The sequence below is a fragment of the Streptomyces sp. NPDC001700 genome (genome assembly GCF_053596435.1).
Window position 1 is genome coordinate 234,443 of sequence record NZ_JBSFGE010000003.1, and the last position, 11,785, is coordinate 246,227.

The window sequence follows — 11,785 nt, forward strand, 5'->3', positions numbered from 1 at the left end:
CGTCACGCGCCACCCCCGCCCGGCCGTCGCCCCCTGCCCGGCGGGCCCGCGAAGGCCTGGGCGATGTCCAGCCAGTGGTCCGCGTCCGCGCCCTCGGCCCGTACCGCCACGTCGTCACGGTGCACGCGCTGGGTCACCAGCAGGCAGAAGTCGAGCGCCGGGCCCGTGACGCGTTGGGGCGCGTCCTCGGGGCCGTACGTCCACACCTCACCACCCGGGGCGGTGAGTTCGACGCGGAACTCCTCGGCGGGCGGCTCCAGGCCGTGCGCCGCGTAGGCGTACCCCCGGGCCCGTACGCCGATGCGGGCCACGTGGCGCAGGCGGGCGGTGGGGGTGCGGCGCACGCCCAGCGCGTCGGCGACGTCCTGGCCGTGCGCCCAGGTCTCCATCAGCCGGGCCGTGATCATCGACATGACGCTCATCGGCGGCCCGTACCACGGGAGCCGGGCGCCCGGCGGCTGCGCGGCGAGCACCCGCGTCAGCCGCTCCCGCCCCTCCCGCCAGCGCCGCAGCAGCACGTCGGGCGGGTCGGCCGCGCCGCGCTCGGCGCCCTCGTCCACGAACCGCTCCGGCGCGGCGAAGGCATTCCGCACCTCGTCGGCGAACCCCTCGGGGTCCTCGGCCGCCTGCACGGCCCGCGCGTCGGTCCAGGCGAGGTGGGCGATCTGGTGCGCGATGCTCCACCCGGCCGCCGGTGTGGACGTACGCCACGCCGCGTCCCCGAGCCCGGCCACCAGACCGTCCAACTCCTCGCCCTCGGCACGCAGATCGCCGAGCAGAGCTTCCGTATCGGACACGCGGGACTCCCGTCGCCGTGCGGGTGTGTGGGGTGTGCGGGGTGTGCGGAGCGTTGGGAGTGAGCGTGGCAGCGCCGCGAGAAACAATCAAGCGTGCTTGCATGATTTTTGACGGACCCCCGCCAGCGCGTTAGCCGGGTGTTAGCGGCACGGCAGCCCTTCGGTAGCGGCCCCGACCAAAGTGGTGGACGTACCGAAGAGACAACGACACCGACCACCCCGGGGGGACCCGAAATGCGCTCCAACACCACTGCCCGTACCGCTCGTAGCCGCACCCTGCGCGTCGCCGCCGCGGCCCTCATCGCCGCCGCCGGGCTCAGCCTGACCGCCTGCTCCGGCTCGGACACCGCCGACGCGAAGCCCGCGGCCTCCGCCGAGTCCTCCACCGGGGCCCAGGGCTCCGACGCCAAGGTCGGCAACAAGGCGGGCACCGCGAACAACGCGGCATCGCCGTCCCGCACCCAGAAGCTGGTGGACGGCAGCACGGCCGAGATCTACAAGCTCGGCGACCTGCACTACCGCGTCAAGATCGTCAACGGTGGCGACGAACTGGCCACGCTGGAGGCGAACGAGCGCGACGCCGGTCTCGACGCCAACGGCATGTACGTCGTGGTCACGACGGGCGGCGAGGTCCGCTCCTGGATGGGCGGCGAACACCAGGGCCCGGGCACCTTCAAGATCGCGGGCGGCTGGACGGCCAAGGTCACGAAGGTCGGCGAACTCCACTACCGCGCGCAGATCCTCGGCCACGACGGCGAGGCCGCCACGATCGAGGCCAACCAGAAGGACGCCGGTCTCGACGCCAACGGCAGCTCCATCGTGCTCAGCGCGGGCGGCGTGATCAGCGCCCACCAGTAGAACCCGGTCAGCGCAGCCGGTCCGCCAGGAGTTCGGCCAGGTGGCGGGACGGGCGGTCGGTGAGGTGGTCCAGTTGGGTGCGGCAGGAGAAGCCGTCGGCCAGGACTTCGGCGTTCGGGTCGGCGTTGCGTACGGAGGGGAGCAGCTGGTCCTCCGCGCAGGCGACCGAGACGTCGTAATGGCCCGCCTCGAAGCCGAAGTTGCCCGCCAGGCCGCAGCAGCCGCCGCTCAGTTCGCCGGTGAGGCCCGCGCGTTCGCGGAGGCGGCGGTCGGCGGCGTCGCCGAGGACGGCGTGCTGGTGGCAGTGGGTCTGGCCGACGACCGGGCGGTCGATCTGTGGGGGCTGCCAGTCGGGGGCGTGGGTCTCCAGGGCCTGGGCGAAGGTCTGCACGGACGAGGCCAGGCGGGCGGCTCGGGGGTCGGCTTCGCCGAGGAGTTCGGGGAGGTCGGTGCGGAGGGCGGCCGTGCAGCTGGGTTCGAGGCCGACGACCGGCAGACCGGCGTCGAGGGCCGGGGCCATGACGTCCAGGGTGCGCCGCATGACCGCGCGGGCGCGGTCCAGCTGGCCGGTGGAGACCCAGGTCAGGCCGCAGCACACCGGTTTGGGGGGTACGACGACCCGTAGGCCCGCCGCCTCCAGTACCGCGACGGCGGACCGGCCGACCGACGGGGAGAGGTAGTTGGTGAAGGTGTCGGGCCAGAGGACGACGGTACGGGCCGACTCCGGGGCTCGGGGCGCGGTGCGGGCGTGGCCGCGCCACCACCTCGTGAACGGCTCGCGGGCCAGCTCCGGGATGTCGCGCTCCGGGGCGATGCCGCCCATCCGCTTCGCCAGGGTGGAGAGAAGGCCGACGCTGGAAGCCGCGTTGGCCACCGGGGCGGCCCGAACAGAGGCCGCCGCCCGGAGCCATACCGGGAGCCAGCCCATCGAGTAGTGGCCCGCCGGGCGCACCCGGCCCTCGTAGTGGTGGTGCAGGAACTCGGCCTTGTACGTGGCCATGTCCACCCCGACCGGGCAGTCGCTGCGGCAGCCCTTGCAGGACAGGCACAGGTCGAGCGCGTCCCGGACCTCCTCCGAGCGCCAGCCGTCGCGGACCACCTCGCCCGCGAGCATCTCGTGGAGCAGGCGGGCGCGGCCGCGGGTGGAGTGCTGTTCCTCGCCGGTCGCGCGGTACGAGGGGCACATGACAGAGGCCCCGGACACCGACTCGTTGCGGCACTTGGCGACGCCGACGCAGCGGCGCACCGCGGCCGAGAAGTCGCCGCCGTCGTGCGGGTAGCCGAACTCGACGTCGACCGGGCGCCTCGGCAGGACGTCGAAGCGGAGGTCCTGGTCGAGGCGGCGGGGGCGGGCGAGGACGCCGGGGTTGAGGCCGTTCGCCGGGTCCCACAGGTCCTTGAAGCGGTGGAAGAGGCCGACCATCTCGTCCCCGTACATGCGGGGCAGCAGCTCGGCGCGGGCCAGGCCGTCGCCGTGTTCGCCGGAGAGCGAGCCGCCGTGGGCGACGACGAGGTCGGCGAGGTCGGTGGAGAAGTCGCGGAAGACCCGCACCCCGGCCTCGCGCAGGTCGAAGTCGATGCGGACGTGGATGCAGCCGTCGCCGAAGTGCCCGTACGGCGTGCCGCGCAGCCCGTGCTGGCCGAGCAGGGCGCGGAAGTCGCGGAGGTACGCGCCGAGCCGGGCGGGCGGTACGGCGCAGTCCTCCCAGCCGGGCCAGGCCTCGCTGCCGTCCGGCATGCGGGTGGCGGTGCCGGAGGCGTCCTCCCGGACCCGCCACAGCGCGCGCTGCCCGGCCGGATCGGCGACCACGGTGTGATCGGTGGTGGCGTGCGCGGCGGCGCGCGCTATCTCCTCCGCGCGGGCGTACGCCTCCTCGCGCCCCGCGCCGCCGACCTCCACGAACAGCCAGGCGCCGCCCTTGGGCAGCCCCGACGCGCCCACGACCAGGTCGGCGGCCATGCCCTCGACGGTGAGTGGCCCGTACGGCAGCAGGGTGTGGGCGGCCTCGGCCGCGGCGGACTCGTCGGGGTAGCCGAGCACGGCCAGCGCCCGGGCGGCGGGCGCCTCGACGAGCCGTACGGTCGCCTCGGTGAGCACGCCGAGCGTGCCCTCGCTACCGGTGAGGGCACGGGCGACGTCGGCGTTCTTCTCGGGCAGCAGCTCGTCCAGCGCGTAGCCGGAGATGCGGCGGGGCAGCTCGGGGAAGCCGGTGCGCAGCAGCGCCAGATGCTCCCCGGCGAGGGAGCGCATGCCGTCGCGGAGCCGGGCGGGGAGCGCGTCGAGGCCCTGCGCGGCGCGGACCCGCTCGCCGCCGTACGTCACGACGTCCAGAGCGTGGACGTTGTCTGCGGTGGTGCCCCAGGCCACCGAGTGGGAGCCGCACGAGTTGTTGCCGATCATGCCGCCGAGGGTGCAGCGGCTGTGGGTCGACGGGTCGGGGCCGAAGGTCAGGCCATGGGCGCCCGCGGCGGTCCGCAGGTCGTCCAGGATGACGCCGGGCTGGACGACGGCGGTGCGCTGCTCCGGGTCGAGGGACCGGATGGCCCGCATGTGGCGGGTGAAGTCGAGGACGACCCCGAGCCCGGTCGCCTGCCCGGCGATGGACGTCCCGGCGCCGCGCGCCACCACCGGCACGCCGTGCTCCCGGCAGACGGCCAGCGCCGCCGCCACGTCGTCCGCGTCGCGCGGGGCGACGACACCGGTCGGCACGCGCCGGTAGTTCGACGCGTCCATGGTCATCAGGGCCCGGCTCGCCGCGTCGAAGGAGACGTCCCCGTGGACGGCCCGGCTCAGCGCCCGCTCCAGCTCGCCTGCCTGTGCCTCGTGTGCCTGTGCCTCGTCCGCCTGTGCCTCGTGCTCAGCCATACATCCCATGTTCCCCGGCGAGGATCCCCAAGAGAACGTCCAATCTGTGTTTCCCGGACGTGATCACGGATCACTTTGCACGGACCCGATGACGGCCGCCGCGTCAACATGAGAGCGCTCACTGTCCCCATCCGTGGACGGTTCGTCTCAGCGAATGGACCCTCTACTGAATGCCGGGTTCCGACGGATTAGGCTTCGGTCGTGGCTGAGATCCGGATTCCCGAAGACATCAAGCCCGCCGACGGTCGCTTCGGCGCGGGCCCCTCCAAGGTACGCACCGAGGCGCTCAGCGCCCTCGCCGCGACCGGCAGCTCGCTGCTGGGCACCTCCCACCGGCAGGCCCCGGTCAAGAACCTGGTCGGCCAGGTGCGCGACGGCGTGCGCGAACTGTTCCAGCTCCCCGAGGGCTACGAGGTCGTCCTCGGCAACGGCGGCTCCACCGCCTTCTGGGACGTGGCGACCCACGGCCTGATCGACAACAAGTCCCAGCACCTGTCCTTCGGCGAGTTCTCGTCGAAGTTCGCGAAGGCGGCCAAGCTCGCGCCGTGGCTGGCCGAGCCGACCGTGATCTCCTCCGACCCCGGCACCCACCCGGAGGCGCGGGCCGAGGCGGGTACGGACGTCTACGCCCTGACCCACAACGAGACCTCGACCGGTGTCGCGATGCCCATCCAGCGGGTGGCCGGGGCCGACGAGGGGTCGCTGGTGCTGGTCGACGCGACGTCCGGCGCGGGCGGTCTGCCCGTCGACATCGCCGAGACGGACGTCTACTACTTCGCGCCGCAGAAGTCCTTCGCCTCGGACGGCGGGCTGTGGATCGGGATCTTCTCCCCGGCCGCGCTGGAGCGCGCCGCCCGGATCCACGGGTCGGGCCGCCACGTCCCGGAGTTCTTCTCGCTGCCGACCGCGATCGACAACTCGCTGAAGAACCAGACGTACAACACCCCGGCGCTCTCGACGCTCTTCCTCCTGGCCGACCAGCTGGAGTGGATGAACGGGCAGGGCGGCCTGGACTGGGCCGTGCGGCGCACCGCCACCTCCTCGCGCACCCTGTACGGCTGGGCCGAGGAGTCCAAGCACGCCACCCCGTTCGTCACCGACCCGGCCAAGCGGTCGCAGGTCATCGGCACGATCGACTTCAGCGAGGAGATCGACGCCGCCGCGATCGCCAAGGTGCTGCGCGCCAACGGCATCGTGGACACCGACCCGTACCGGAAGCTGGGCCGCAACCAGCTGCGGGTGGCGATGTTCCCGGCCGTCGACCCGGCCGACGTCGAGGCGCTGACCGCCTGCGTGGACTACGTCATCGAGCACCTGTGAGGCGTACGCAGCGTACGTGGCGTACGTGGCGTACGTAGCGACAAGGGCCCGGGGCACAGCGCCCCGGGCCCTTCCGCATGCCTACTGCGGACGTACGCCTACTGCGGGCGGCGGCGGACCAGCCGCTTCAGCCCCAGGAACAGCGCCATCGCGGCGCCGAAGGTGAGCGCCCCCTTCAGCAGGGTGCTGTTCTTCTCGTCCTCGGAACTCTGATCCTTGCCGTCGGGACGCGAGGAGTACTCCCCGTCCTTCTTCTGCTTCTTCGCCGTCGCGTCCGGCAGCAGGTCCCCGCCCAGGTCCACCGCGGTGACCTTGCTGCCCGGGCCCTCCGTGCCGTACATGAGCGTGCCGCCGTCGGGGGTGAACGTCACCGACTCGCCCTGGCGCTGGATCGGCAGCCCCGGTTCGTCCTTCAGCTCCTTCAGATCCTGCGGCTTGCCGTTCGTCCAGCGGTATTCGGACGCCGCGAAGTAGCCGCGCAGCACCAAGCGGCTGCCGTCCGGGGCGAACGCGCCGTCGGTGACCTCCATGTCGAGGTCGGCGACCCGGCGGAAGACGTTGGTGCCCTGCGGGGAGAGCGTGGCGGGCGCCTCGTACAGCCCGGGGTTCTCGTCGCTCTTGCTGGCGATGTAGACCCGCCCGGTCTTCGGGTGGACCATCATCGCCTCGGCGTTCCGCGCCCCGCCCTCGTATTTCACGGTGAACTGGGTGGCGGTGACCGTGGTGTCCTTCAGGACCTTGGGCTCGGGGAAGCGGTAGATCCATACGTGCGGCCAGGTGCCGCCGAGGTTGTCGCCGATGTCGCCGACGTACACATTGCCGTCGGGGCCTATCGAGATCGCCTCCACGTCCCGGGGGCGGCCTATGCCGCGCAGTTCGACCCGGGCGACCGTCTTTCCGGTCTTGCTGTCGACGGCGTAGACGTACGCCCCGTCCGAGCTGTCGTTGTGCGTCCAGTAGACGCCGGGATGGGCCCGGCTCGCGGCGAGCCCGCTGGACTCGGTGATGCGGGGGTCCTCGATGGTGAACGAGGACGGGGACGAGTCGTCGGCCGCCGCGGGAGCGGGAACGGCGACGGGCAGAGCCGCCAGCACGGCGGCACCGAGGACGTACGCATACGGACGCATGGGCCCAAGCCTGCCATCCCGGCGGGGCACCGACAGCGCGTTACGGCCGCCCGGGGCGCGTTGCCACGGTCCGGCACGCCCCCTCGTGAATTACGGACGGATCACGTACGTAAATAATTCGTGGCGGTCGGGGCGCGTAAATAACCCGCGGATTATTTGAATCCATCCTGGGATTACGTGCGACAGAAATTTATCGGGCATTGACGGCAAAGCGGGCGGCGCCATTGCTTTCAAGAATGGCCGCCTCTAACGTCTCTACCCATGAGCGAATACAGCCATTCCTCTTCTGCGCAAACCGCGCCACCGCCGATGCATTCCGCCGGAAACCCGGGCGGAGGCGCGGCGGCCGCACCGCCGAAGAAGTTCGCGGTGCTGGGGGCAGTCGGTGCGGTCATCGCACTGGCGGGCTCCTGCGTCAACTGGGTCGTGTCCACCTCCGACAGCGCCGACGGAGGTGTCAAGGGCATCGACGGCGACGGTGTGATCACGCTGATCATCGCCGCTGTCGGGGCGGTGCTGATGCTCGCCGCCCTGGCCACCAAGAAGGGGGTCGTCTATCTGATCGGCGCGGCCACCGGGCTTGCCACGGCGATCATCCTCGCCATCAACATGGCATCTCCCGAGCGGCTGCTCGCCCAGAAGCTCCAGGATGACGAAGGGGTTTCCGCCAGCGTCGCCGAAAAGGCGGCCGAGCAGGCGGCCAAGCTGTACGACCTCACACCCGGACCCGGAATCTACATCGCCCTGATCGGCGCGCTGATGATTCTCGTCTTCGGTGTCCTCGGATTCCTGAAGACCCGCTCCGGGCGCTAAATCCGGAAACTGAAACAACCCGCATTCCGGAGATTCCGGTAGCCCGCTTTTTGACCGCGACGGGGGGCCAAAAAGCGGGCCTCCGGGGTTTCTGGAATCAAGGGGCCTGGAATCAAGGGGCCTGGAACATCGGGGCCCTTGATTAGAGCGCACTCCAAGGGATTGGCTGGGTCTCATGGAGTACACGCAGCTCGGACGTACTGGTCTCAAGGTCAGCCGACTGGTCCTCGGCACCATGAACTTCGGCCCGCAGACCGATGAGGCCGACAGCCACGCGATCATGGATGCTGCGCTCGACGCGGGCATCAACTTCTTCGACACCGCCAATGTGTACGGCTGGGGCGAGAACAAGGGCCGCACCGAGGAGATCGTCGGAAGCTGGTTCGGCAAGGGCGGCGGACGGCGCGAGAAGACCGTCATCGCCACCAAGGTGTACGGCAACATGGCCGCCGACGGCGAGCCCTGGCCCAACACCGACAAGCTCTCGGCGCTCAACATCCGCCAGGCCGTGGACGCCAGCCTCAAGCGGCTGGGCACCGATTACATCGACCTCTACCAGTTCCACCATGTCGACCGCGCGACGCCATGGGACGAGATCTGGCAGGCCATCGACGTCCTCGTCCAGCAGGGCAAGATCCTGTACGCCGGGTCCTCCAACCACGCGGGCTGGCACATCGCCCAGGCCAACGAGACGGCCCGGCGCCGCGCTTCGTACGGCCTGGTCAGCGAGCAGTGCCTCTACAACCTGGCCGAGCGGCGCGCCGAGATGGAGGTCATCCCGGCCGCGCGGGAGTACGGCCTCGGCGTCATCCCCTGGTCCCCGCTGCACGGCGGGCTGCTCGGCGGCGCGATCCGCAAGGAGCAGGCGGGCGGCGCCGGTGCCCGCACCTCGGGCGGACGGGCCGCCGACGCGCTGAAGAACGCGGCGGTGCGCGAGCAGGTCCAGGCCTACGAGGACCTGCTCGACAAGCACGGCCTGGAGCCCGGCGAGGTGGCCCTGGCCTGGCTGCTGACCCGGCCCGGGGTCACCGGGCCCATCGTGGGTCCGCGCACGGCCGAGCAGCTGGCCTCGGCGGTACGGGCGTCCGAGCTGACGCTGAGCGACGAGGTGCTGGCCGGGCTGGACGAGATCTTCCCGGGCCCGGGACCGTCGCCCGAGGCGTTCGCCTGGTAGTCCCACCGCGCCCTGGTAGTCCTACCAGGCACCGGCAGGCAGTACGCAGGGGGTGTGACCGTGTGCGGTCACACCCCCTGACGGTTCGGACCGCCCCGGCGGCTCATCCTCCGAAGGCGGCCGCGACGGCCACCACGACGAGGATCATCACCAGGGCACCACTCATGATCATGTTTCGGGTCTTCGGATTCACACTCCGAGGTTAGCCGGACCGCTCAGCCGCCCAGCGGCCAGGCCGCCACCACCTCGTACCGGGGCTGCGCCCCGGGCGCCCCGGGGGTCGGCGGATGGCTGCGTACGAGGCTCAGCTCCCCCACCGTCCAGCCGCGGCCCTCGAAGCCGGTGAGGCCCTCGGCGAAGGGCGCGAGGCGGGTGGCAGTGGCCCCGGGGGCGCCGGAGCGGTTGCGCGCGATGGTGAGATGCGGGTGGTACGGGCGGTCCCGGTTCGTGGCGATCCCGGACCGCCGGGCCCCCGCGGCGACGGAGTCGGCGAGCCGCCGCAGGGCGGTGTGATCGCCCGCCACCCCCGCCCAGAGGGCCCGGTCGGCGAACCGGCCGCCGCCCGCCAGCCGCACCTCGTGGGGGTGGTGGCGGTGGGCGGCGCGGGCCAGCCGGGTGTCCAGCTCGGGGCGGACGTCGTCGGTGACCTCGCCGAAGAAGGCGAGGGTCAGATGCCAGCCGGGGCGCTCGGTCCAGCGGAGGGTGTCGGCGCCGGGCAGCCGGTGCAGTGCGTCGACGTACGTCCCCAGCTCGGCCAGGGCCGGTTCGGGCGGCAGCACGGCGGCGAAGAGTCTCATCGGTGTCACGCCCTCATCGGTGTCACGACTCATCCGTGTCAGGCCCTCATCGGCGTCGATCCCTGCCAAGGCGTCTCATGGCACCTCACGCCGCCGGAGCGAGCCGGTCCTCCGTCTGCACCCTCGGCACGAAGGCCACCTGCGGATGGCCACGGCGCCAGGCCACCTTGAGCCGCAGACCGCCCGCGCGGGCCAGGGCGAGGCCCACCACGACCGCCGCGATGGCGGAGATCAGACCGCCGACGGCGAAGCCGACCCGGGCGCCCCAGGTGTCGGTGACCCAGCCGATCAGCGGGCCGCCGATGGGGGTGCCGCCCACGAAGACCATCATGAACAGGCTCATCACCCGGCCACGCATCTCGGGGTCGGTGGCGAGCTGGACGCTGGAGTTGGCCGTGACGTTGAAGGTCAGGCTGAAGATCCCGACCGGCACCATCAGCGCGGCGAAGAGCCAGAAGAACGGGGTCACCGCGGCGGCCATCTCCAGCACGCCGAACAGCAGCGCGGCGCCGACCAGCAGCCTGCGCCGGGTGGTGACGCGGCGCGCGGCGAGCAGGGCGCCGGTGACAGAACCGGCCGCGATCAGGGTGTTGAGCAGGCCGTACGTACCGGGCCCGGCGTGGAAGACATCGTCGGCGAAGGCGCTGAGCCAGATCGGGAAGTTGAAGCCGAACGTGCCGATGAAGCCGACGAGGACGATCGGCCACAGCAGATCGGGACGGCTGCCGACGTACGCGAGACCCTCGCGCAGCTGGCCCTTGCCGCGCGGCGCGCGCTTGACCGGGTGCATTTCACCGGTGCGCATCAGCAGCAGGCCGATGAGCGGGGCGCCGAAGGAGAGTCCGTTGATGAGGAAGGCCCAGCCGCTGCCGACGGCGGTGATCAGGACACCGGCGACGGCGGGGCCGATCAGCCGGGCGGACTGGAAGTTCGCGGAGTTGAGGCTGACCGCGTTGCGCAGGTCGCGGGGGCCGACCATCTCGTTGACGAAGACCTGGCGGGTCGGGTTGTCGACGACGGTGACCAGGCCGAGCAGGAACGCGATCAGGTAGACGTGCCAGACCTGAACGTGGCCGCTCAGGGTGAGGGCGGCGAGCGCCAGACCGCACAGGCCCAGCGCGGCCTGCGTGAAGAGCAGCAGCTTCCGCCGGGGGTACCGGTCGGCGATCACGCCGCCGTACAGCCCGAAGAGCAGCATCGGCAGGAACTGCAGCGCGGTGGTGATGCCGACCGCGGTGGAGGAGCCGGTGAGGCTCAGAACCAGCCAGTCCTGGGCGATCCGCGACATCCAGGTGCCGGTGTTGGAGATCACGGCACCGGTCGCGAAGAGCCGGTAGTTGCGGACCCTGAGTGAACGGAACATTCCGCCCTTGGCGGGGCCCGCCGTGGTTCCGGCGGAAGGTGAGTCGGTGTTCGGTGCGGGTGCGGAGTCTGCTCCGGGTCCCGTACTCAAATTTCGTTCGCCTCCTGGCTGCTCGACCTGCTCTTACATATGCGCGAGCTTCTCCAGGACGGGCGCGGCGGCGCGCAGCGTCTCCCACTCGTCCTCGGACAGCTGCCCGACCATGTCGCTCAGCCAGGCATTGCGCTTGCGCCGGCTCTCTTCGAGCATGACCTCGGCCCGCTCGGTCGGCGACACGACCTTCTGCCGCCGGTCCTCCTGGTGCGGCTCCAGCCTGACCAGTCCCTTGGCCTCCAGCAGAGCCACGATGCGCGTCATCGACGGCGGCTGGACATGCTCTTTCCGCGCCAGCTCGCCGGGGGTGGCGGAGCCGCACCCGGCGAGGGTGCCCAGCACCGACATCTCCGTGGGGCTCAGCGACTCATCGACGCGCTGATGCTTCAGCCGTCGTGACAGACGCATCACGGCCGACCGCAGAGCGCTCACCGCGGCCGCGTCATCGAGGGGCGCTTCCGTCGCGGACGACGGAAGGCGGGACGGATCCGGCATGGTCTTTAGCATAACTCATTACCTCGTCTAATGAAAACCCCGATACGGGTGTCCTGGGCCACTCACCCATGCGAGTGATGGG

Annotated in this window: 10 protein-coding genes; 4 read left to right on the forward strand and 6 right to left on the reverse strand. The window is 71.4% G+C overall.

Annotation, left to right across the window (positions count from 1 at the left end):
* Window positions 1-2: 2 nt before the first annotated feature.
* Entirely contained in the window at window positions 3-797 is a 795-nt protein-coding gene (locus tag ACWC5C_RS06750; RefSeq protein ID WP_450874395.1) for a TIGR03084 family metal-binding protein, read from the reverse strand.
* A gap of 234 nt (window positions 798-1,031) precedes the next feature.
* Between ACWC5C_RS06750 and ACWC5C_RS06755 the strand changes: the two genes are divergently transcribed.
* A complete protein-coding gene (locus ACWC5C_RS06755) occupies window positions 1,032-1,655 on the forward strand; it encodes a hypothetical protein (protein ID WP_450874397.1) in 624 nt (207 codons plus the stop codon).
* A 7-nt stretch (window positions 1,656-1,662) separates the two neighbouring features.
* On the opposite strand, the gene ACWC5C_RS06760 is transcribed toward ACWC5C_RS06755, so the two are convergent.
* Window positions 1,663-4,521: an FAD-binding and (Fe-S)-binding domain-containing protein gene (locus ACWC5C_RS06760; protein WP_450874399.1), complete on the reverse strand. Its 2,859-nt coding sequence runs from the start codon at window positions 4,519-4,521 to the stop codon at window positions 1,663-1,665.
* A gap of 201 nt (window positions 4,522-4,722) precedes the next feature.
* On the opposite strand from ACWC5C_RS06760, the gene serC reads away from it, so the two are divergent.
* Entirely contained in the window at window positions 4,723-5,841 is a 1,119-nt protein-coding gene (gene serC / locus ACWC5C_RS06765) for a phosphoserine transaminase (RefSeq protein WP_450874401.1), read from the forward strand.
* Between the two features lie 98 nt (window positions 5,842-5,939).
* Here serC and ACWC5C_RS06770 read toward each other — a convergent pair whose 3' ends face one another.
* Window positions 5,940-6,968, reverse strand: a complete 1,029-nt coding sequence (locus ACWC5C_RS06770) for a hypothetical protein (RefSeq protein ID WP_450874403.1) — start codon at window positions 6,966-6,968, stop codon at window positions 5,940-5,942.
* Window positions 6,969-7,277: 309 nt separating this feature from the next.
* On the opposite strand from ACWC5C_RS06770, the gene ACWC5C_RS06775 reads away from it, so the two are divergent.
* Both ACWC5C_RS06775 and ACWC5C_RS06780 read left to right on the forward strand, forming a co-directional pair.
* Window positions 7,278-7,781, forward strand: a complete 504-nt coding sequence (locus tag ACWC5C_RS06775; protein WP_450874405.1) for a hypothetical protein — start codon at window positions 7,278-7,280, stop codon at window positions 7,779-7,781.
* A gap of 175 nt (window positions 7,782-7,956) precedes the next feature.
* Window positions 7,957-8,955, forward strand: a complete 999-nt coding sequence (locus ACWC5C_RS06780) for an aldo/keto reductase (protein ID WP_450874407.1) — start codon at window positions 7,957-7,959, stop codon at window positions 8,953-8,955.
* A gap of 215 nt (window positions 8,956-9,170) precedes the next feature.
* Here ACWC5C_RS06780 and thpR read toward each other — a convergent pair whose 3' ends face one another.
* The 3 genes from thpR to ACWC5C_RS06795 form a co-directional block, all read right to left on the reverse strand.
* Window positions 9,171-9,752, reverse strand: coding sequence for an RNA 2',3'-cyclic phosphodiesterase (gene thpR / locus ACWC5C_RS06785; RefSeq protein ID WP_450874409.1), 582 nt, complete (start codon window positions 9,750-9,752; stop codon window positions 9,171-9,173).
* Between the two features lie 85 nt (window positions 9,753-9,837).
* Entirely contained in the window at window positions 9,838-11,205 is a 1,368-nt protein-coding gene (locus tag ACWC5C_RS06790) for an MFS transporter (RefSeq protein ID WP_450874411.1), read from the reverse strand.
* A 33-nt stretch (window positions 11,206-11,238) separates the two neighbouring features.
* Window positions 11,239-11,703: a MarR family winged helix-turn-helix transcriptional regulator gene (locus tag ACWC5C_RS06795; RefSeq protein WP_450874412.1), complete on the reverse strand. Its 465-nt coding sequence runs from the start codon at window positions 11,701-11,703 to the stop codon at window positions 11,239-11,241.
* Window positions 11,704-11,785: the final 82 nt, after the last annotated feature.

What these genes read in the sequence shown, in the direction of transcription:
- ACWC5C_RS06755 (WP_450874397.1), top strand. Translation starts at nt 1,032, where the DNA reads ATGCGCTCCAACACCACTGCCCGTACCGCTCGTAGCCGCACCCTGCGC.
- ACWC5C_RS06760 (WP_450874399.1), bottom strand. Translation starts at nt 4,521, where the DNA reads ATGGCTGAGCACGAGGCACAGGCGGACGAGGCACAGGCACACGAGGCA.
- ACWC5C_RS06770 (WP_450874403.1), bottom strand. Translation starts at nt 6,968, where the DNA reads ATGCGTCCGTATGCGTACGTCCTCGGTGCCGCCGTGCTGGCGGCTCTG.
- ACWC5C_RS06775 (WP_450874405.1), top strand. Translation starts at nt 7,278, where the DNA reads ATGCATTCCGCCGGAAACCCGGGCGGAGGCGCGGCGGCCGCACCGCCG.
- ACWC5C_RS06780 (WP_450874407.1), top strand. Translation starts at nt 7,957, where the DNA reads ATGGAGTACACGCAGCTCGGACGTACTGGTCTCAAGGTCAGCCGACTG.
- thpR (WP_450874409.1), bottom strand. Translation starts at nt 9,752, where the DNA reads ATGAGACTCTTCGCCGCCGTGCTGCCGCCCGAACCGGCCCTGGCCGAG.
- ACWC5C_RS06795 (WP_450874412.1), bottom strand. Translation starts at nt 11,703, where the DNA reads ATGCCGGATCCGTCCCGCCTTCCGTCGTCCGCGACGGAAGCGCCCCTC.